The following is a 19,526-nucleotide window of genomic DNA, read 5'->3' as shown; positions in this document are numbered from 1 at the left end:
TTAACGTGAGGCTACTGAGACCCGGGCGCCATGGTCGCTGCGCAGAGCGGCACGAGCCTGGAACCAGATGCGCAAGCGCCGTGAGGCAGTCGCGCGCGGCTTGCCTGATCCCCTTGCTGCCGCGTGCCCGCTCCGTTGGCGGGTTGGCTGTGACAGCCGAGCAAAGCGATGCGAAACCCTCTCCTTCGAAAGCTCCTCAGCCGGTCCTGCCTCTCGCAGGAGGAGCAGGACGCGCTCGTTCAGGCAAGAACCCGGGTGCAGCCGGTTCCGGCGCATCAGAACCTGCTGGTGGAAGACACGGTTCCCAAGCATGTCGTCATCATCGAGCGCGGCTTCGCCTGCCGATACAGGATCCTGCCGGATGGCCAACGCGCGATCATCGCCTATCTCATCCCGGGCGATCTGTGCGGCCTGAACGCGTCGGTTCTCGGGTGTCTGGACTACTCAGTCGCGACGCTCACCACCTGTGAGGTGTCGACGATCCCGCTCCAGACCCTCGATGCGCTTATGACGGAATATCCTGCCATCGAGCACGCGTTGCGCAGAATGAAGCTGGTCGACGAGGCGATCCTGCGTGAGTGGCTTATCGGTATGGGTCGTCGCTCAACCGACCAGCACATCGCCCATCTCTTCTGCGAATTGCTGGTTCGGATGCGGGTGGTCGGCCTTGCCATTGGGAGCAGCTACGAACTTCCCTTGACGCAAGTGGATCTGGCGGATGCGGTGGGTGTGTCAGTCGTGCACGTGAACCGCATGCTTCAGGCCCTTCGCCGCGTCGGCCTGATCAGATTGGAAGGCAAGAGGTTGACGATCCGCGACCTCGATCACCTCATGAGGTTTGCGAACTTTCAGCCCAAGTACCTTTGCATCGAGCCAGAAGCAGTGGCCGACCAGTGCCGGGACGAACGAGAAGCAGGTACACGCCGATCGCCGATCGCGCTCGATGGTTTGGTGATCGCTCAGGCTCAGAGGCGCGACCAGAGCCGGGCGAGGCGAGCGCGGGCGGCCTCTTCGACCCCGATCGCCCGCGCGTAGGTGTCCATGTTCCAATCCCTCTGGGCGCGCCGCGCCGCCGCAACGGCTCGCACGATCCGACGCTCCTCGCGCGTGATGGCTGGCTCCATGCGGCGCACATGCTCACAGTACAGCAGCCGGGCCTGATCGCCCTGCAGAGCCTCGGCCGAGGCAAGCTGCACCTTCTCGTACAGCGCACTCCATACCCTGGTCAGGCAAAGGAGATCCTGGTGATCCTGTGCCGCGTGCGGGCCTGCTGAATGCGCCCTGCGAGAAAGCGGAGACGCGGCCCGGCCAGAGCAGGCCCGGGCGGCGCACGAAGCCGGGCGCTGGGCGGTTCCGATGGTTGAGGAACATCGGTGGGCATCTCGCCCTCTGTGCGGCAACAGCGTCACCCCCATGACGATAGAAGCATAGCACGAACACAACCCGGGGCGAGTCATCCCACTGTGGCAACGCCGTGATGCCGATGATGAACTCTCTCGCTCATGATGATCTCGATTTCCCTGCTTCACCGTACTAGGTAACAACGCGCCCATACCCGCAGAGGAGTATTGATCGGCTGCACTTCTCTCGCTCGTGCTCGCGGTCATGAACCTGAACAATTAGATCGACGTCGCTGAGGCAATCATGCCCGATGCAGGCGACGTATCCGGGTGACCAACAGGCGTGCTACATGAAGGCAAATAAGCCCAGACATAGGTCAGGCGATGGTGTGGAATACGCCGGACGACGAGATCGACCTGCTCGATCACCTTGTCATTGAGGGGGAGGCCCGCCGCATCGTGCAGACCCAACTCGTCGATTACTTGCGCGAGGATGGTCAGAGCAGCCACGCTGCTCGTCGCCTGCTGCATGACATCGACGACGCGCTCGCGTCCATGCAGCAGTATCGCGCTCACCTGCACGCCGTGAGACGTTCATGAGCATGAGAATGGCGCTGCTCGATGCAGCCCAGACCAAGGATCGGGAGGATAGCCTCGTAATTCTCGCCCGATTGATCGTCAATGGCGAGGTGCACCGGCTCGCCCTTATCCATGATCTTGCTGGCCTGATCGTGGATGGGCAGAACACGGCGCGCGCCGAGCAGGCCCTCAACGAACTCGACGCGGTGCTGACGGCAATGCGCGTACCTACCGGGATCGTCTTGAACTCAGTCTGACCACGCTCGGGGCGTGGCACGGCATCGACCGCACACAGATGGAAGCGTAGGAGCGCTCCTGAGAACCGGCTCTGCTCGCCGAAAAACGGTCTTTATCCGTGCGGACTGGCGAGGAAGAAGCGGGCGCGGCATCCTGTGACGGAAATCAGGGATGACCGCCCATGTGCCCGCGCCCGCCAACCCATCTGGGGCTCGAATGGATGGAGGTGGTGTGGACGGCGACACGCAACTTGGGCTTCACCGAATTGACGACCCTGCCGGATGAGCACTGGCAACGGGTGCTGGCCAGCGTCGAGGCCCGTATGCGCCTCAAACGCGTCGACCTCCCCGCGGGCTGGCGCGAGCGCCTCGCGTGGCAAGTTGGTCGCAGTTCACCAGTGTGAGCAATCAGTCCTGCTGAGCAGTACGCAGCGGCCGGGTGGCCTCGACAAGGAAGATCGGCGGACCACCTCCTCTGCATGGCTCGCCGTGAAGTCCGTCTGGTTGTTTTCGCACCCTCGCACTTCTGCGAACGGGCACGATGGGCCCTGGATCACACGGGCGTGATCTACAGGGAGGTGCGGTGGGCACCCGGACCGCATGCGCTGCTCGCCAAGCGGCTCGGGACGGGCACGTCACTGCCGATCCTCGACACGGGCACCGATGTCATCCAAGGCAGCGGTCGCATCCTAGACTGGACCGGGATCAGGGGCCATGATCCCGACCTCGAAGGCCGTTTCACGCGCTGGATCGGTCCGCTGGTGCGGCGCTACCTCTACAGCGCTTTGCTTCACGATCCGTCCTCGAACCTCCGCGAGGTTCAGTTCGACGGCGTCTCTCGCCCGCAGGCGCTGATCGGGCGGCTGCTCTGGCCGTTGACGCGCCAGCGGATGATCCGGGCCATGGAGGCCCAGGCCGACGCGCATCCGGGTTTGGAGCGGCAGGTCGAGGCGGCGCTCGACTGGTTCGACGCGCAGGTGGTCGGGCGGCACTACCTCGTCGGCGGCCGGTTCGGCCGGGCCGACATCACGGCGGCCAGCCTGCTGGCACCACTCGCCCGCCCAGCGGCCTGTCCAGTGTACCAGCAGATCCGGTTACCGTTCGCGGTCGAGGATGCGCTGCGCGGCTGGCAGAAGCGCAGGTCCCTGCTCTGGGTTGAGCGCATGTACACGAAGCATCGTTATTCTGATAAACAGGCATCTTTTTAGGTTCACAATTGCATAGGTGGCAGATAAGTGTGCATTTCATGTCGACGATACAGTGCGTACTACTTCTCTCACAATATAATTTTACTGGAAGATAGTTATTAATCTCTCAATAGACTCCGCGCTCTTGGGTCCATATCAATTCGCATTGCCCTGCAATAACTTTATCTACATCTGTTTTTTTCGATGAATGCCCGGACTGCAAACTCAGGTTGCGCCGGAAAGAACTAAATCCGTGTCTGTGACATCTTGTGCAGATGCAGCATGGCCAGCGAAATGTAAATCATTCCTTAGTAAATTGTGCCCCAATTTCTTGCACGAAACACGAGCGGGAAGAGCAGTCATGTTCGGCAAGTTCGCAGTCGTCAGACACAGGGCCAGCGCAGAAGCCGGAACGCGCAGCAAGACAAGTGCGAGCCGCCAGGAACTCGAAGCCAAGCTCGCCGCCCTCGACAAATCGCTCGCCACGATCGAGTTCGCGACGGACGGCACCATCTTAGACGCCAATTCCAACTTTCTTCAGGCGGTCGGCTACGACCTTGACGAGATACGCGGCAAGCACCACGCCCTCTTCGTCGATCCCGCCGAGGCCGCCAGCACGACCTACAAGGAGTTCTGGGCCTCGCTTCAGCGCGGCCAGTTCCAAGCCGCCGAGTACAAGCGCTTCGGTAAGGGAGGGCGCGAGATTTGGATCCAGGCCACCTACAACCCGGTGCTCGATGCCGCAGGCACGCCCGTCAAGGTTGTCAAATTTGCCACCGACATCACGGCGCAGAAGATGCGCGGGGCTGACCTCAACGGGCAAGTGGCGGCCATCAACAAGAGCCAAGCTGTCATCCACTTCGCCATGGACGGCACCATTCTGGATGTTAACGACAACTTCCTGCGCACGGTCGGCTACGATCGCGAAGAGGTGGTCGGCCAGCATCACGCCCTGTTCGTTGATCCCGAGGAGGCGCGAGGTTGGGATTACGCCAGCTTCTGGCAGAAGCTGAACAAGGGCCAGCACCAGACCGCCGAGTTCCGCCGTTATGGAAAGGACGGGCGCGAGATCTGGCTTCAGGCCAGCTACAATCCCATCCTCGACCTCAACGGCAAGCCGTTCAAGGTCGTCAAGTACGCCACCGACGTCACTGCCGACAAGCTGCGCAACGCCGACCACGCGGGTCAGATCTCGGCCATCAACCAGTCGCAGGCGGTGATCCACTTCGCCATGGACGGCACCATCCTCGACGCCAACGACAACTTTCTCGACGCGATGGGCTATCGGTTGGCCGAGATCCAAGGCCAGCACCACCAGATGTTCGTCGAGCGCGCCTACGCGGCGAGCCGCGAGTACCAAGAGTTCTGGCAGAAGCTGCGCCGGGGCGAGTTCCACTCGGCCATCTACTCGCGCCTCGGCAAGAACGGGCGCGAGGTGTTCATCCAGGCTACCTACAACCCGATCTGCGACATGAGCGGGCGGCCGTTCAAGGTGGTCAAGTACGCCACCGACATCACCGAAAACATGCGCGCGCGCACTCAGGCGATCGGGGCAGCCGAGCAAACCTTGATGAACGTGCAGACGGTGGCCTCGGCGGCCGAGGAGATGAACGCCTCGGTGCGCGAGATCACCGGAGCGATGAGCCGCTCCAAGCAGGCAGTGGACCTGATCCACGGCCACACCCTGGCCGCCGATCGCTCGACGGCGCAGTTGCGCCGCGCGGCCGAGGCGATGGACGGAGTGGTACAACTGATCACCAAGACGGCCGAGCAGATCAACTTGCTATCGCTGAACGCAACGATCGAGTCGATGCGAGCGGGCGAGGCGGGCAAGGGCTTCGCGGTGGTGGCCAGCGAGGTGAAGACGCTGGCCAATCAGACCACGGCGGCCACGGGCAAGATTTCGGAGCAGATCGGCGCGATGCAGGCGGTCTCGACCGAGGTGGTGGAGACGCTGGCAGCGATCAGCACTCAGATCGGCTCCGTGCAGGGCTTCGTGACGGGCGCGGCGAGTGCGATCGAGCAGCAGAGCGCGGTGACACAGGAGATCACGGCCAGCATGCAGACGGCTGCCTCGGGCGTCGAGAACATCACCCGCAGCTTGGCGGCGTGGCGGTGACGCGCAAGCAAGCGGTTGCAGAGTTCGTCGAGCGGAGGGAGACCTCAGGATGAGTGCACAGCTTCTGTCACTGCCGCTGCCCCGTCTGGCGGCGGCAGTGGAGCGGATCGCGGCCGAGACCGGCACTGATGTGCTGGCCACGGCTCGCGCCGAGCACCTCGCGGCACTCTCGTCGCTGGCGGAGGAGTTGCGGCGCGAGACCAGAGGCATCGCGGCTAGGGCGATGGCGGCGCTCGGCGTGCCGGGCAAGCTGTCCGAGGCGGAGGTGGAGGCGGCCACGGCACTGGCGGAACTCGTGCGCACGCTCGATCGGCTCGCGACGCGGGTCGAGCGCTGCGTCGCGCAGGCGATGCTTCATCTGCCCGAGGTGTAAGAAAGAAGAGCCGCTCGCGCTCGGACGATCCTGGTCTGGAAAGCTGACTGCTTCGTCCGGGGTTGCGCGAAACTCGGATTGTGTCGAGGCTCGACCTCCTGCTTCGCGGCCCCGTGAAGGCGCGGCGGCGATCAACCGGGAGGATGGCATGGCGATCTACCATCTGAGGGCGGCGCGCCCGTACCCGGGTGGCGTGGGCTTCGCTCTCCTGTACGACATCCGGATCGACGCTGCGACGAGCACGGCTGCCATTGACGAGGCACTCACGTTGCCGTCCGCTTTGATTGCTAATCCCGACTATGCCGTGTGGCTGGCCGACAGCGAGGGCCGGGTGATCTGGTCGGCACAGGGTGGTGAGCAGGCCGCGGCCCATCTCGCACCCGGAGGTCCGGTCTGCGTTCTGCCTGACACCTGATCAACCGCTCCTTCACTGGATCAGCGCAGGCGTCCGTCCGACGTACTGCCGGTCCTCAATCTGGCGCACGAGGAAATCGGCTACGGCCGAGCGGGAGATGAACCCACCCCTCCACGAGGCGGGCTCGTCGAGGACCGTGTACCCGCTCGCCCGCGTGCTGTCGGTCAGGATACCCGGTCGCACGATGGTCCAGGCGAGGCGGCTCTTGCGGATCATCATCTCCTGCACGTCTTTGTCGTCGTAGGCCCGGCCGAACACGATCTGAAACGGCAGGAGTTGCAGCAGACCGATCGCCGCGCGGCTGTCACCCGCCCCGAAACCCGTCACGGCGATCAGCCGTGAGATCCCTGCGGCCTCCATGGCTTGAACGAGCACCTGTGTTGCTTCAGAGAACAAGGTCACGGGGCGGAACAGGTCCTGCACCGGAATGCCCAAAGCCTGGACCACCGCATCAACCCCGCTCAGTGCCTGCACAACGTCGCCCTCGCGCAGGGTGTCGCCAACGACCTTCTCCAGCCGCTCGTCCGTGATCGGGATCCGCGAGGCCGTGCGGGCAAGAGCGCGCACATGGTGACCCTGCTTGAGGGCGGCCCGCACGGTGGCGAGCCCGATGCCCTGGCTGGCCCCGATGATCAGGACGTGGGCCATGCCGCGGCTCGGGCCTGCCCCCATATTCCCGGTCTGATGAACGGCGTGCATGTCATGTCAGCATGAACCTAAGCCTCCGCCGTGGCGGCGTGCGGCGATCGTGAGGTCCGAGTTGGGACGAACGTGAACCAGCACCTTGCGGTGCGCAAATCACATTGTCGGCACGGACAAGGTGAGATTTGTCGTGCGTGCAGATTTCGAGCGCGAAAGCCAGCTAGTTCGGGGCATTACCGCGCGAGATGCAGGCGAACAAAGCGGTAGAGATAACCATGATGAAGCTGATGAACAATAACCTTTTCACAGCGTCAGCGGTCGTTTTGGGCATTTAATTCTGCAACAACATGACAAACATGAAGTAAAATATACGCTGCCACTCGAATTTATCGATGCTCGCTATAGCATCCATTTAGGCGCGTTATCTCGGTCAGGGTCGCACAGCGAGCTTCGGCGAGCCGTATTAGGATGCTTTCAAGATCCTGCTGCGCGGTGCATGCCTGCTCCAAGTCGCGGCAGACTTGAGCAAGACCGATGAACCCGAGCAGGCCCGCCACCGACATCATCGCGTGCGCGTCCGCGGTCAGACGCTCGCGTCCGACTGCCTCGCCGAACCGGGAGCGCAGGTCCGCCGCCAACCGCACCAGCAGGCCGAGCATCGCTTCGCGACCAGTGACCTCCAGCATCTCCTCGAACACTGCCCTATCCAGTATCGGTTCGGCCTGAACGAGCGGGACCGGAGTTGCCTTCTGCTCGTCTGGTTTCTTTGGGTCCGTCCAGCGTGCGACGGTGGCGTGCAGATCCTCGCGGCGGAATGGCTTGCCGAGATGGTCGTCCATGCCCGCCTCCAGGAACTGCGCCACCTGCTGCGGCAGCACGTTGGCCGTCATGGCAATGATCGGCAGGCGGTCGACCGGGTGGTCGAGCGCACGGATGCGCCGCGCGGCGGTGAGCCCGTCCATGCCCGGCATCTGCACGTCCATCAGCACGAGATCGTAGGTACGGGCCTGAACCGCCATGAGGGCTTCGGCTCCATCGCCGACGACATCGACCGTGTGGCCTGCTGCCTCAAGCATCGCACGGGCGATGTCCTGGTTGATCGCATTGTCATCAGCCAGGAGGATGCGCGCAGGCCGCACAGGACCAGACTGCACCTTGTCTGCATGGACAACGTCGGTGCGCTCGCCCGCGGCTCGTGGCAGGGTGAGTGCGAACCAGAAGGTCGAACCCTCGCCCGGGATGCTCTCGACGCCGATCTGCCCACCCATCGCCTCGATCACCCGCCTGCTGATCGCCAGTCCCAGGCCCGTGCCGCCGAACCTGCGCCGGATCGAGCCGTCGACTTGGCTGAAGCGTTGGAACAGGCACGCTTGCTTGTCTTGCGCGATGCCGATCCCAGTGTCCGTGACACGGACACGGATCCGACACCTCTCCTCGACGTCCGTGTCGCAGATGATCGCGAGCGTCACACCACCCACGGCCGTGAACTTGATCGCGTTGTTGAGCAGGTTGAGCAGCACCTGCCGCAACCGGTCCTGATCACCCACCAACAGGCCCGGAAGTGCAGGGTCTATCCTCACCACGAGAACGAGGTGCTTGGCGTCCGCCGCCGCGCGCACGATCGCGACCGCCTCCTCGACCAACGTCTCGGGTGCGAAGGGCTGCGGATCGAGGTTGATCTGGCCCGCTTCGATCTTCGAGAAGTCCAGGATGTCATTGACGACCGTGAGGAGCGCCTGCCCGGCGCCCTGAATGCATTCGGCGTGGCGGCGCTGCCGCTCACTCAGCCCGTCCTCGTGCATCAGCAAGTCGGCATAGCCGAGCACCCCGTTGAGCGGTGTGCGGATCTCGTGGCTCATGGACGCCAGGAACTCGCTCTTGGCCTGACTGGCCGCCTCCGCCTGGGTCTGAGCCCGTTTGGCTTGCTGCCTGCTCTCGTCGAGAGCCTGCTCGATCTGCTTGCGCGCCGTGACATCGGTGTAGGTGCGCACCGCGCTGCCGTCCGGCAGGAGCACGGTGCGGATCTCCAGCACCGTCCCGTTCGGGCGCGTGCGCTCGTAGATATGCGTGCGGTGCCCGTCGATGCCGTCCGGAGACACGATCGCCCGCATGGCATCGCTGGCCTGTGCGAACTCGCCGCTGCGGATCTGGTAGGCGATGATCTCCTCGCTCGTGGGCTGGCGGCGCATCATCTCCGGGTCGAGATCAAGCAGCGCGATGGCGCGCTGACTGACGAGTCTGGCCCGGCGATCCGGATCGACCAGGATCAGGCCCTGATCCATGTTGTCGAGCGTGGCGCTCAACAGCGCCTGCTGCTCGGCCAGTTCGCGCGTGCGCGCCGCGACGCGGCGTTCGAGGTCGCTGTTGACGGCCTGGAGGGCGTGGGCCTGCTCGCGCAGCTTCGTGGACGCGGCGGCCAGGACCGCCCCGACTTCGTTGGCTTCGCGGATGGAGGTGTGAGGAGAGACGACGATCTCGCCCTCGCCGAGCGCCCGAGCCGATCGCGCGAGCAGGCGCTGCGCCGCAAGCATGCGGCGTCCAACGACGAGGGAGAGGATCACGGCCACGAGGCCGAGACCAGCGATGGTGGGCAGCAGCACGCGCAGAGATGCCACGAGCGGTTCGTGCAGAGCGGCCCGGGCGATGCCGATGCTGATGGTCCAGCCCGACAGGGGCGAGCGGCGGTAGCTGGCGAAGACCGGCACGCCGATCGGGTTGTTGCCCGACCATGTGCCGCGCTCGCCCGTGATCGCCTCGAAGCCCGGCAAGCGCCTGCCCGCGGTCGCCTCATCGTGGTCGGAGCGGCTGATGATGAGGCCGGTGCGATCGGTGACGGAACCGGAGTACGGGGTGGTGACTCCGGCGGAGGTGAGTAAGCGGCCGAACAGCGAGGCCGGGAGCACTGCGCTGAGCGTGTAGCGGATCTCGCCTCGGCGACTGACCGGGACGACGATGCGGACGATCGCCTCCTTGGAGACGGCGCCGATCAGGAAATCCGACACGACAGGCTTGCCCGTCGCGAGCACGGCCTGATCAACCTCACGCGTGAGGCGTGGCAGAGCCGCGCCCCAGGACAGGCGAGTGTTGACCACCTGCTGCCCGCTCAGATCACGCAGGACGACGTGGGTGCCGTGCAGGCTGAGAAGCTCACGGGCCTGTTCGTCGAAGCGTTGGAGATCACCGCTGTCGAGGGCTGGCGAGGTAGCGAGCGCCTGAAGGGTAGCGATCTCGCTGGCGAGGAAGCGGTCGACCCGCTCCAGGGCGTCGGCGTTCAGGGCGGCGGTGTCGTTCTCAAGCCGCGTCTGTTCGGCAGCCACCCAGCGCTGGAGCAGCAGTGCGGTGACGGCGACCCCGGGCAGGAGCAAAGCCAGGGCGAGGGCGGCGATGTAGGTCGAGAGCGAGCGGGCACGAGAGTTCGACATCGGGATCCCGGGGAGCGGATCGCTCCGGCTGCACCATCGGCCTCGACCTTGTGGCGGTATAGTTGGCGAGATGGCTTAAGCTTGCATGAGCCTGCCGGAGGAGAACGATGAGATCGCGTGCCTTCGGAGAGGACGCGACATCCTGGCGACATTGCCATCGTCGACGTGCCCCGCTGCAACCTGCCCGCTAGAGGCATCCAAAGTAGGCCGAGGTTGTCCTGACGCGAGTAGTACTGCACTCTGCCGAGACGCGCAGAGCCTGTCCGTTGATGCGTCCTCGCCGTTGAAATTCCAAATTTTCACCGATCAGTTGCTTCACGTGATCCGGAATTCTGATCCGGATGCCGCCGCCATGACGGTGACGGAGAAAATGTTCGCCACGGTTGATGACCTCATCGCCGAGAGTGTTGCTCAACGCGATGACCTGATCCGGCGCACTCTGGAGAACGTACAGGATTGCTGCCTAGTGACGGCGCTTGAAGCGCAATCTCCATCTTCTCGGTCAACACTGACAGCGGCCCTCACACAGACCTCGATGCCTCGCCGCCAAAACTCAAGGCCACTTCGCGTGATGGCCGGAACAGCGCGCCTGCCACTATATCCATAAGGATACAGCCGTGGACGAGGAGTAGCGGTGGAAGTCCGTGGTGAGATCTAACGCTGTTCGAGTGCTTCCCAGAACGGCACCTCTATCAGGAGACGGTTCTGCGCGTCCCTGATTTCGAAGCTGTGGTTCAGGAAGGGATCAGCGCCGTCCCGCATAAGCTCAGCGGCAACACCCGGAACCGCGCGGTACGCTTCCAGATAGGCGGTTTCTACGTCGGCCAGAGCCAGTCCGATGTCATCGTGCTGCCGACCCTCGGGCGTTCGGAGATCGAAGTAAAAATGAGGCATAGGAAGCGCCAAATAACGGATACGGCATGGGGAACAAATCACATGGGTAAATAAAAAATCGACAATTTGTTTCGCCATCGATTGAGTTGCACGCTAAATAAAAATGGATGTAATCTGCAACTGCATGGGCGTGCCAAGAATTGTTCAAGAGGATGAAGCGACCGTTACAGCCCTGCCCGTTGCTGGTTCCGCCACTCGCGCTCAAGCCGTTGATCTCGACGCGCTCGCCGTCCGCGCAGCGAACACGCGGCTGGCCTACAGGAGCGACTGGAGGCGGTGCGTGAAGGTTGGACGCCTGTACGACGAGGCGCTCACGGAGGAGAGCACCCTGTAGGCGTCCGCTCGGCTACGCTCTTAGGATGCCATCCGGTGCAGCGTCGCGACAACGTCCTTGTGCCGGTAGGGCTTGGCGAAGAAGACGCCGCGGGTCGGAAGCACGACATCCTTGGCCTCATGGTAGCCCGAGGTCAGGATGATCTCGATCGGTGGCCAGCGCTCGCGGATACAGGCTGCCAAGCGCATCCCATCCATCCCCCGGGGCATGTCGATGTCCGAGAACACGATACGGATGTCCAGGCGGCTCTCCAGGATGCGGATCGCCTCGTCCGCACCCGCGGCCTCCACGGCCTCGAAACCAGCATCCTCGACCAGATCCACTGCCATCATGCGCAAGATTGGCTCGTCTTCGACGACCAAGACGATCTGACGTTTTTCCGGCTGCCGACAGGTCACGCTACGCTTTCGATCGGGTCAGGATTGCTCAACTTGGCTGACTGGGGCCGTCATGACCGCCTCGAACCCTAATGAAGAGTAACGGATCGTCACCCCACCCGTTCCGACGAGCCCCAAGCGGATGAGGCGGGAGCCGAAGCCTCGGCGGCTCGGCTCGGCGACGGGAGGACCACCGCGCTCACGCCATTCGAGAACGAGGATCGCCTCGTCGCTCGACCTTTCGACGCGCCACCTCACTGAGACGCGCCCGATCGTGTTCGACAGGGCACCGTACTTCAGTGCGTTGGTGGCGAGTTCGTGGAGCAGGAGGGAGAGTGACAGCGTCGCCCGTGGGCCGAAGCTGATGTCAGGGCCGTCGATGTCGAGCCGATCAGGCGGGCCCAACCCATGCAGCACGCCCGTGACGACCGCCCTGATCCGGGCCTCACTCCAACTCTGCTGGAGTAGGACGTCGTGAGCTTTCGAGAGCGCGAGCAGGCGTGACATGAAGCTCTCGACTGCGTCCCGCTCGTTGACGGGCCGCAGGGTCTGGATGGCGATCGCCTGCACCATCGCCAGCGTATTCTTGAGGCGATGCGAGAGTTCAATGTTGAGAACCTGCTGCTCGCTCTCGGCGCGCAGCTTGGCAAGCGCCGCGTAGGTGCGGTCCGCCAACCCCTTTGCGAAGGTGATCTCCTCCGCGCTCCAGACCCGTGGAGCGCTGGCGTGCACGAAAAGGACGCCGACGAGGTCGTCCGCGATGATGAGAGGGATCTTGATCTGCCCCCGCGTGCCGATCGCCCGATAGCTCGCGGCGTCGGAAGTGAGTTCGGCCTCGGCGAGGACGTCCGCAGTCACGAGGGGACGCCCGCTCTCCAGCCGCCGGATGGTCGCCGGGAACATGTCGAGCGGGTAATCGCCCGCGATGCTGGCGACCCCCGGCGTCGTCCAGTCGCGTTCCACCCGGAACCTGCCGCCGCGCGTGTCGATGGTTGCGTAGCTCGCTCGTCCCGCGCCCAACGTGCGCCCGAGGATCTCGGCCGCGACGCCGACCGCCTCCGCGCTGGTAGACACCTCGCGCAGTCGGTCACCGAGTTCGAGCAGTGCGCCGACGCGATCGGTCGCGAGCCGCTGCTCAGTGATGTCGGTCACCGTGCCGATCATCCAAACGGTGCGACCCGCTTCGTTCCGCTCGAACTTGGCGCGGCGGCTGACCCAGCGGAGGCGGCCGTCGTCAACCCGGTGAATGCGGTACTCGACGTCGGTGACCGCGCTCCCGTCCTGACGGGTAGCGGCATTCGAGGGCACGGCGCGGTCATCCGGCACGACGGCGACCTCGAAAGTGGAAGCGGGGTAGGTTGGAGCCACAGGCACGCCGAAGATCCGGCACATCTCGGCTGAGACGGTGGCCTTACCGGTGGCCACGTCGACCACGAAGGTGCCGATCGCACCCGCCTCCTGCGCAGCGCGGATCCGGGCCTGTTCCGCCTCGCCGTGGATCGCCCGCGCCAGGACCTCGGCTCCGCTCTCGCGCTGAACGGTGAGGGAGACGTCGCGGTCTGGGACAGCACGACGCAATTTGAGGAGCGCCACAACCTGCCGCGCCAGGGCCTCCAGCGCCTGCTGCTGCCGCGGCGCGAGGCCATCTGGCCGCGGCACGGTGTCAATGACGCACAAGGTTCCCAGAACGTGCCCGCGCGGGGCGATGAGCGGTGCGCCCGCGTAGAACCGGATGTGCGGGTTGCCCGTGACGAGCGGGTTGCCCTGTGTGCGCGGGTCGGCCGTCAGATCGGGGATGACCAGCGTCTCGGCCCGCGCCAGCGCGTGCGCGCAGACCGACTGGTCGAGCGGCGTCTCACAGGCTTCGAAGCCGAGGCGGGATTTGAACCACTGGCGATCCTGGTCGACGAGGCTGACCAGCGCCACAGGCGTGTTGCAGAGTTCGGCTGCGACCATGACGATGTCGTCGAAGCCGGGTTCGGGCGGGGTGTCGAGGATGTCGTACTCGGCCAGAGCCGCGAGGCGGTTCGGGTCGGCGATCGCCGCGGCGGTGTCGTCGGGGGGCAGCACGGGGACGATCTGGATCCTATCGTCAGGTCGCAGAAATTCGAATGGGCGCGATATGTTGAACCCCTGTCCCTTGCACAGGGTAAGCGGGGCACGCAATCAACCATGTGGGTTAGGTCTGGTCGGGACGCCTCGTACTTCAAACAATTCTGGCGCCCGCCCGATCCGCTGCGAGGGAGGACGCGCCGCTACGGGGTCAAGCGGGCCGAACGCGAAATTCAAATGCGGGTGGGCTCGGCGGATGTGATCGCGTGGCGGACATATGGAATCAGGAGTGATCGCCATGCTGACACGAGCCCCACGGGCCGCAGGCCCGGATCACAAAGCTCTGTCTCGGGAGTTTCCGCCCCACGTGGTCGAGCGGATGCGTGCGGCCGTGCGGGCCGCGCTGGTGAAACGGGGCGTGCCCAAGGACGAGAACCTGGAGCGCCACGTCGACGAGATCATGACGGGCGACACCAAGCTCTGGGCCGACCGCGACGACATCCTGGGGCACGGTGAGGGGTAGCTTGGCGAAGAACGACGGCCTGCTGATCGGCGAGCACATGGATCTCTAACCCCCTCCGCGAAATCTTAACTCGCGCGTGAGCCACTGCTGCACAGAGATCTTGCACAATCGATCGGAACGATCCGATGGTACAGTTTCGGCGTGCGCCGCGCATGACGAGCATCAAAATATTCTGCGTGAGTAGTGCTGCATCTGGTATGAATTATTGTGTATTGAATCACGCGAGTGTCAAATATAAGCGATGCAAGCCATATATCTTGCCAATCTAATCTCACTGCATGATGATATCGTGCTCACGTCTGTGCAGGGCGAGTCGTGCTCAATGCGGCTGGTGCATTGGATTGTCGAAATAGGTGATAAGTCAATCGTGCTGTCTCCTCACTGCGCAACTCAGTCGAACAGCAGTTCTGGCGGAATTTACGATCAGAGTTTGGTCTACAGAGGTAAGCCTTCTGCGGCTGAGTCGGACACCTTCCGCGTCAATCTTGCAGATCACCTTAAGACAGTCCGTCGAGAGGTCGTTGTCACCATCATGCCTGAAGGACACCCGCAGGCCGCGGGCGGCCGAGAATGACAGCAGCACGCGATGTCCGACAGGCTGGGATCGCGGCGAGAACGCGCGCGGCCGTCTTCCTCCGCGACCGTCGCGGCGCGGTGGCGATCGTGTTCGTCATCGCCCTGCCGATGCTGGTCGGCGCTGTCTCGGCTGCCATTGAGTACGGCCGCCTGCTCCATCGCCGCGCCCAGCTCCAGTCCGCCGCAGACGCGGCGGCCCTGGCGGGTGGCAACATGCTCAAGCTCGTCAACACGGACGATGCCGCCGTGCGCAGTGCCGCGCTTCAGGTGTTTGCCACCCAGGCGCAGACGCCGCCCGACCGGGTGTCGCGGCCGAGCGCCGTCGTAACCGAGAAGCGCGGCGGCGTCGAGGTCGCCGTAGAGGAGACGGTGCCGAGCCTCATGGGCAAGCTCCTCAGCCTGCCCTCCATGACGGTGAGCGTGCGAGCAACGGCGCAACTGATGAACCAGCTACGCCTCTGTGCCTTGGCGCTCGACCCATCCGCCAAGGGCACGCTCTACTTGGAGAAGGAGGCGCAGGTCACCGCGCTCGACTGCTCGATCTACTCGAACTCGCGGCATGGACAGGGTGTGCTGGCGGGCGACAACGCGACCGTCAGGGCGCAGTCGATCTGCTCGGCGGGCGGCTACGAGGCCCCGAAGGCGAACTTCACGCCGACGCCGATCCCGCAATGTGCCCCGATCCCCGATCCGCTCAAGGATCAGGTGCTGCCGACCGCGGGTCCCTGCATCATGCTTCCCGCCTACATCAGCCCGAAATCCGCGAGCGAGGGCAAGAACGAGATCAAGGACGTCACCGCGACCCTGAGTCCGGGCACCTACTGCGGCGGCCTGAAGATCACCGGCAAGTCGCAGATCACTCTCAATCCCGGCATCTACATCATCAAGGACGGGCCGCTGGTGGTCGAGAAGAGGGCCAGCCTGTTGGGCAGCGAGGTCGGGCTGTTCTTTACCGGCGACAGGGGCGGCTTGCGGTTCGACAAGGACACCACCGTCTCGCTCGCCGCGCGAACGTCGGCCCCAATGGCGGGGCTGCTCATGGCCGAGGAGCGCACAGTTGCCAACCCGGTCGTGGCGGCCCTGGACCTCCTGGTGCCGCCCGCGCCACCGCTTCCGGGCGGCACCAAGCCGCTGCGCGAGTACCGGATCGTCAGCGACAACACCCGCACCATGCTCGGCACCATCTACCTGCCAGCCGGGCGGCTGGTGATCGATGCCAAGAAGCCGGTGGCGGACCAGTCGGCCTACACGGTGATCGTGGCACAGGTGATCAACCTCTACGAGGGACCCAACCTCATCCTGAACACCAACTACGGCGCCACCACCGTGCCGGTGCCGGAGGGGGTTGGTCCACGGGTAGGCGCCATCTCCCTGGCCAAGTGACAGGATGAGCATCGCGTTCGAACGCCGTCCTGGAGCGGTCGAGAGTAAGCTTGGCTTTACCGTTCGTTCGGCTACTCTCCCGCCTCATCGCGACGGTCACATCGTGGAGCCCGGATGCCGATCCGACCGGAGCACCGCTACTTCTACCCGATCGACTGGCGCGAGTTGTCGGTTGTCATTCGGTTCCGGCGCGCGGGCGGCAGGTGCGAGGGGTGTGGGCGCCCGCATCTTCGGCGAGTTCATCACCTCGGAGACGGGCGTTGGTTCGACCCGGAATTCGAATGCTGGCGTGACGGCAGGGGACGCCGTCTTCGGGGGCGATTGATGACCGAGGATCTCCTCGACCGCGTCCGCACGACCAGGGTCGTCCTGGCAACCGCTCACCGGAACCACGACACGTCCGACAATTCGGACGCCAACCTCGCGGCCCTCTGCCAACGCTGCCACATGCTCCACGATCGAGCCGAGCACCAGCGCCGACGCTGGTTCACACTGTTCCGACGAAAGGCGATGGGCGACCTGTTCCGCGGGCCGTACCCCGCGAACTGAGGTGCGTCGCGACACTCCTGCCTCGAACACGGCACCGAAAACTACCCAGCAGATCTGGACAGGCCACAGCGCCACGCCTACCTTGTATGCAGCCGCAAATTGGTGCGAGCTGACCCAGCTATCCAACCATCCAGGACAACGATGACACGCAATCGCGTGCGGCGGTCGTTCACCGTCGAGGTCAAAGGACGTGGCCGATCCGGCCTGAACCTTCACGAGGCCACGAAGTCGTCTTCTCCCCCACCGTCGGTGCTCTGGGCCGGCACAGGTCTGAGCCAAGAGCTGGCTCAGCTCGCGGACGATCCGGTGAGCACCGCTGCCCCCTCCCCTGCCAAACAGTCGGTCGAGAAGGTCGAGGCGCGCCGCGTCCTGCCGAGCCTGCTGGTGGCCGAGCCGATCACCGTCGAACCTGAGCCGGCGCCCGTGCGCGAACCGCGCCTCCAGCGGGTGCGTCGCGTTTCGGAGCGGATGAAGGCCAAGCCGAAGCGTGAGGCGAGTGAGAAGCCGACGGCTCAGACGATCTCCTGGCCTCGAGAGCCTGTCAGCCAATTCCAACCCCCAGCAGTGCCAGTCGCGGCGCAAGCTCTAGCACCGTCGACCAAGCCGCGTACCGTTAAGGTGCGCAGCAAGGCGGAACCGACGTTGCGGGCAGGCGAGCGGTGGAAGCGGCGTCTGCCGCGGGCCTGCTGGTAGGCTGTCCCCGGAGGCCCTCGGCGCCTCCGAGCTCCATTGCACCGTAGTGCAGAGCTTGCCTCACGAGTTCATGTTGGCGTTTAATGGCGGGCAGATTCTCCGACCAGTTCGCCGCCGGGGGTTGGTTGGAGCGGGAGACCGCGATCCACCAAGGAAATCGCTTCACGCAGCCATCGGGCGGTGTTGATGAACTGCACCTGCGTCGCAGTGATAATCTCCGCAGAGCCGCCAAATTCACCCGGACACATTCTCGAGCACGTATGCGCAGTCTCAAGGTGCACGTACGGCAGCTTATCGGGATGGCGATTGATAATCGCCTGAAACACGTCAACGTAAGAAACAGATCCAAGGTCCCAATCTTCAGGAGATCCAGCTTCCTCGAATTCCTTGCGCATCGTGACAGCAAGAGGCGAGTCATCTTCCTTCAGAAGTTCCATGAGCTCGCCGTCCGAAGTATCGATGTCATAGCTGACGAACTCTTGCGTGAAGAGATAAATCTCGCTTTCGCCCGAACAATATTCAAAGTTAAAAATCTTCATCAAGATCCAGAGTTCAAGCGGTGTCGTCAACTCCAGAGGAATGAAAGGTTGAACGACAGTTTGATCGTAATTGGTGGGCATAATTGACCTTCAACAGGTAGATAATATTTGGACGTAGCGATAAAAGACTGATTTCGCGTTTCCGTTTCGTGACTTCCGATGTGAGAAGTCACTGAGGAATCCGAGGCGCGCCCGCATGATGTGAGATGCGAGTGGAACCACTCAACATCTCCACCGGCTGCCGCGCCCGGCCATCTCAACACTATTCAGAGTCCCATAATCCTCTTCGTCATCGCACTCATCGCTGACCAAGCGGTCAGCAATCACTTTCCTGCGCCTGAGACTCGCCTCAATATCAACTTCAAGCGTCATGCAACTCTTCTTGCGATAAAATTCACTGGGATCAAAATCCAACGGTGCATCAAGCTCGTAGACCTCAACGGACTTCGCAGTATTACACCAGCCATCAGACAGACGGAGCCACGTCATTTCTTCGAGAACGTACTCAAGAGTTTTAAGGTCATCGATGACAGAAATATCTTCATCGAATTCAAGCATGTACTCGATGACACTATCAAGAGCATCTTGATGGCTCTCGGCTCGAACGATTCGGCAAGTGGAGTCGCCCTCGATGTCCCAAGTCCACATTTCATAAACGCCGGTCATGTTGATACTCATTGGTAAATTTATGCGATAATTAAATACGCCTAATCGAAGACACCGTCGAATATCGGCAGGCTCTTCACTGAACCTGCCTGATCACCCGACGGTAGTCGTCCGCTTCGATCGGCCCTTCGTGGTAAAGCGAAGGAATCTGAGCTACGGGTTCTGGACGGACTGCATATCAAGCGCGCGGTCGATCACCCGCTTGATGATCTCGCCGATAGCTTCGTTCGTCGCCTCGAGCTCGTCTCGAAGCGCCCTCGCGGTCGTGTCGACGAGATCCAAGATATAGCGCAGCTCCTTGTCGTGCTTCGCCCGCTTGCCGAGAACCGCGACGAGCTCGCACTCAATCTCCTCCACCATGCTCAGGCGGACGTGAGTGTCCCTGCATTCCTGATTGAGCTGGGTCATTTCAACGTGTTCATCGGCAGAAAGCATCTCGCCGATCGCAATGCTGGCCTCGATAAGGTCCACGTCAGTATGGTTGGTCAAAATGCATTCCTTGGGTACTAAGTCGATCACCCTCAATATACGAGACATGTCGTCGAGAGGTCAAAAAAGCTGGTCGGTCTGATGTTGGAGATCGGCAGGCCCCTCGCGAACCTGCCTGACCACCTGATGTAGATCGAC

General features: G+C 63.2%; 20 protein-coding genes. 11 read left to right on the top strand and 9 right to left on the bottom strand.

Features of this window, described 5'->3' with window-relative positions:
• Positions 1-168 precede the first annotated feature (168 nt).
• Positions 169-1,035 (top strand): Crp/Fnr family transcriptional regulator, encoded by an 867-nt coding sequence (locus tag ACKUB9_RS16725; RefSeq protein WP_407523841.1) that lies wholly within the window; start codon positions 169-171, stop codon positions 1,033-1,035.
• A gap of 584 nt (positions 1,036-1,619) precedes the next feature.
• On the opposite strand, the gene ACKUB9_RS16720 is transcribed toward ACKUB9_RS16725, so the two are convergent.
• Positions 1,620-1,916, bottom strand: a complete 297-nt coding sequence (locus ACKUB9_RS16720) for a hypothetical protein (RefSeq protein ID WP_407523839.1) — start codon at positions 1,914-1,916, stop codon at positions 1,620-1,622.
• Positions 1,917-1,948: 32 nt separating this feature from the next.
• Between ACKUB9_RS16720 and ACKUB9_RS16715 the strand changes: the two genes are divergently transcribed.
• The 6 genes from ACKUB9_RS16715 to ACKUB9_RS16690 all read left to right on the top strand — a co-directional run bounded on the left by ACKUB9_RS16715 (position 1,949) and on the right by ACKUB9_RS16690 (position 6,249).
• The gene (locus ACKUB9_RS16715) at positions 1,949-2,176 is read left to right on the top strand and encodes a hypothetical protein (protein ID WP_407523837.1); all 228 of its coding nucleotides are present in this window, start codon (positions 1,949-1,951) and stop codon (positions 2,174-2,176) included.
• Positions 2,177-2,337: 161 nt separating this feature from the next.
• Positions 2,338-2,559 (top strand): hypothetical protein, encoded by a 222-nt coding sequence (locus ACKUB9_RS16710; protein ID WP_407523835.1) that lies wholly within the window; start codon positions 2,338-2,340, stop codon positions 2,557-2,559.
• Positions 2,560-2,634: 75 nt separating this feature from the next.
• Positions 2,635-3,363, top strand: a complete 729-nt coding sequence (locus ACKUB9_RS16705) for a glutathione S-transferase N-terminal domain-containing protein (protein WP_407523833.1) — start codon at positions 2,635-2,637, stop codon at positions 3,361-3,363.
• A 340-nt stretch (positions 3,364-3,703) separates the two neighbouring features.
• Positions 3,704-5,461, top strand: a complete 1,758-nt coding sequence (locus tag ACKUB9_RS16700; RefSeq protein WP_407523831.1) for a methyl-accepting chemotaxis protein — start codon at positions 3,704-3,706, stop codon at positions 5,459-5,461.
• A 49-nt stretch (positions 5,462-5,510) separates the two neighbouring features.
• The gene (locus ACKUB9_RS16695) at positions 5,511-5,834 is read left to right on the top strand and encodes a hypothetical protein (protein WP_407523829.1); all 324 of its coding nucleotides are present in this window, start codon (positions 5,511-5,513) and stop codon (positions 5,832-5,834) included.
• Between the two features lie 148 nt (positions 5,835-5,982).
• Complete coding sequence (locus ACKUB9_RS16690; RefSeq protein ID WP_407523827.1) at positions 5,983-6,249, top strand: hypothetical protein; 267 nt, start codon at positions 5,983-5,985, stop codon at positions 6,247-6,249.
• Between the two features lie 12 nt (positions 6,250-6,261).
• Here the strand turns inward: ACKUB9_RS16690 and ACKUB9_RS16685 are convergent, their stop codons facing one another.
• The 5 genes from ACKUB9_RS16685 to ACKUB9_RS16665 all read right to left on the bottom strand — a co-directional run bounded on the left by ACKUB9_RS16685 (position 6,262) and on the right by ACKUB9_RS16665 (position 13,988).
• Positions 6,262-6,897, bottom strand: a complete 636-nt coding sequence (locus tag ACKUB9_RS16685) for an NAD(P)-dependent oxidoreductase (protein ID WP_407523825.1) — start codon at positions 6,895-6,897, stop codon at positions 6,262-6,264.
• A 380-nt stretch (positions 6,898-7,277) separates the two neighbouring features.
• A complete protein-coding gene (locus ACKUB9_RS16680) occupies positions 7,278-10,313 on the bottom strand; it encodes an ATP-binding protein (RefSeq protein WP_407523823.1) in 3,036 nt (1,011 codons plus the stop codon).
• A 654-nt stretch (positions 10,314-10,967) separates the two neighbouring features.
• Positions 10,968-11,285: a DUF6894 family protein gene (locus ACKUB9_RS16675; RefSeq protein WP_407523821.1), complete on the bottom strand. Its 318-nt coding sequence runs from the start codon at positions 11,283-11,285 to the stop codon at positions 10,968-10,970.
• 276 nt (positions 11,286-11,561) lie between these two features.
• Positions 11,562-11,939 (bottom strand): response regulator, encoded by a 378-nt coding sequence (locus ACKUB9_RS16670; RefSeq protein WP_407523819.1) that lies wholly within the window; start codon positions 11,937-11,939, stop codon positions 11,562-11,564.
• Between the two features lie 18 nt (positions 11,940-11,957).
• Entirely contained in the window at positions 11,958-13,988 is a 2,031-nt protein-coding gene (locus ACKUB9_RS16665) for a GAF domain-containing protein (protein WP_407523817.1), read from the bottom strand.
• 361 nt (positions 13,989-14,349) lie between these two features.
• Here ACKUB9_RS16665 and ACKUB9_RS16660 point away from each other — a divergent pair, with 361 nt between their 5' ends.
• From ACKUB9_RS16660 to ACKUB9_RS16645, 4 genes are all read left to right on the top strand, one after another.
• Positions 14,350-14,493: a hypothetical protein gene (locus ACKUB9_RS16660; RefSeq protein ID WP_407523815.1), complete on the top strand. Its 144-nt coding sequence runs from the start codon at positions 14,350-14,352 to the stop codon at positions 14,491-14,493.
• Positions 14,494-15,147: 654 nt separating this feature from the next.
• Complete coding sequence (locus tag ACKUB9_RS16655; protein ID WP_410823529.1) at positions 15,148-16,452, top strand: pilus assembly protein TadG-related protein; 1,305 nt, start codon at positions 15,148-15,150, stop codon at positions 16,450-16,452.
• A gap of 114 nt (positions 16,453-16,566) precedes the next feature.
• The gene (locus ACKUB9_RS16650) at positions 16,567-17,001 is read left to right on the top strand and encodes a hypothetical protein (RefSeq protein WP_407523811.1); all 435 of its coding nucleotides are present in this window, start codon (positions 16,567-16,569) and stop codon (positions 16,999-17,001) included.
• A gap of 141 nt (positions 17,002-17,142) precedes the next feature.
• Positions 17,143-17,694, top strand: a complete 552-nt coding sequence (locus ACKUB9_RS16645) for a hypothetical protein (RefSeq protein ID WP_407523809.1) — start codon at positions 17,143-17,145, stop codon at positions 17,692-17,694.
• Positions 17,695-17,774: 80 nt separating this feature from the next.
• Here the strand turns inward: ACKUB9_RS16645 and ACKUB9_RS16640 are convergent, their stop codons facing one another.
• The 3 genes from ACKUB9_RS16640 to ACKUB9_RS16630 all read right to left on the bottom strand — a co-directional run bounded on the left by ACKUB9_RS16640 (position 17,775) and on the right by ACKUB9_RS16630 (position 19,388).
• A complete protein-coding gene (locus tag ACKUB9_RS16640; protein ID WP_407523807.1) occupies positions 17,775-18,314 on the bottom strand; it encodes a hypothetical protein in 540 nt (179 codons plus the stop codon).
• A 141-nt stretch (positions 18,315-18,455) separates the two neighbouring features.
• A complete protein-coding gene (locus tag ACKUB9_RS16635; RefSeq protein WP_407523805.1) occupies positions 18,456-18,899 on the bottom strand; it encodes a hypothetical protein in 444 nt (147 codons plus the stop codon).
• A 153-nt stretch (positions 18,900-19,052) separates the two neighbouring features.
• Positions 19,053-19,388 carry a hypothetical protein gene (locus ACKUB9_RS16630; protein WP_407523803.1) on the bottom strand — a complete coding sequence of 112 codons (336 nt, stop codon included), beginning with the start codon at positions 19,386-19,388 and terminating at the stop codon, positions 19,053-19,055.
• Between the last annotated feature and the right edge of the window lie 138 nt (positions 19,389-19,526).

It is taken from the genome of Methylobacterium oryzisoli, assembly GCF_046557895.1.
GTDB classification, from domain to species: domain Bacteria; phylum Pseudomonadota; class Alphaproteobacteria; order Rhizobiales; family Beijerinckiaceae; genus Methylobacterium; species Methylobacterium oryzisoli.
Note: the sequence above shows the minus strand (reverse complement) of the source record. Positions and strands in the feature narration are given on the sequence as shown.

Excerpts from the sequence above, each read along its gene's own strand:
- ACKUB9_RS16725 (WP_407523841.1), top strand. The coding sequence starts at position 169 with ATGCGAAACCCTCTCCTTCGAAAGCTCCTCAGCCGGTCCTGCCTCTCG.
- ACKUB9_RS16715 (WP_407523837.1), top strand. The coding sequence starts at position 1,949 with ATGGCGCTGCTCGATGCAGCCCAGACCAAGGATCGGGAGGATAGCCTC.
- ACKUB9_RS16710 (WP_407523835.1), top strand. The coding sequence starts at position 2,338 with ATGTGCCCGCGCCCGCCAACCCATCTGGGGCTCGAATGGATGGAGGTG.
- ACKUB9_RS16705 (WP_407523833.1), top strand. The coding sequence starts at position 2,635 with ATGGCTCGCCGTGAAGTCCGTCTGGTTGTTTTCGCACCCTCGCACTTC.
- ACKUB9_RS16700 (WP_407523831.1), top strand. The coding sequence starts at position 3,704 with ATGTTCGGCAAGTTCGCAGTCGTCAGACACAGGGCCAGCGCAGAAGCC.
- ACKUB9_RS16695 (WP_407523829.1), top strand. The coding sequence starts at position 5,511 with ATGAGTGCACAGCTTCTGTCACTGCCGCTGCCCCGTCTGGCGGCGGCA.
- ACKUB9_RS16690 (WP_407523827.1), top strand. The coding sequence starts at position 5,983 with ATGGCGATCTACCATCTGAGGGCGGCGCGCCCGTACCCGGGTGGCGTG.
- ACKUB9_RS16685 (WP_407523825.1), bottom strand. The coding sequence starts at position 6,897 with ATGGCCCACGTCCTGATCATCGGGGCCAGCCAGGGCATCGGGCTCGCC.
- ACKUB9_RS16680 (WP_407523823.1), bottom strand. The coding sequence starts at position 10,313 with ATGTCGAACTCTCGTGCCCGCTCGCTCTCGACCTACATCGCCGCCCTC.
- ACKUB9_RS16675 (WP_407523821.1), bottom strand. The coding sequence starts at position 11,285 with ATGGCGAAACAAATTGTCGATTTTTTATTTACCCATGTGATTTGTTCC.
- ACKUB9_RS16660 (WP_407523815.1), top strand. The coding sequence starts at position 14,350 with ATGCGTGCGGCCGTGCGGGCCGCGCTGGTGAAACGGGGCGTGCCCAAG.
- ACKUB9_RS16650 (WP_407523811.1), top strand. The coding sequence starts at position 16,567 with ATGCCGATCCGACCGGAGCACCGCTACTTCTACCCGATCGACTGGCGC.
- ACKUB9_RS16645 (WP_407523809.1), top strand. The coding sequence starts at position 17,143 with ATGACACGCAATCGCGTGCGGCGGTCGTTCACCGTCGAGGTCAAAGGA.
- ACKUB9_RS16640 (WP_407523807.1), bottom strand. The coding sequence starts at position 18,314 with ATGCCCACCAATTACGATCAAACTGTCGTTCAACCTTTCATTCCTCTG.
- ACKUB9_RS16635 (WP_407523805.1), bottom strand. The coding sequence starts at position 18,899 with ATGACCGGCGTTTATGAAATGTGGACTTGGGACATCGAGGGCGACTCC.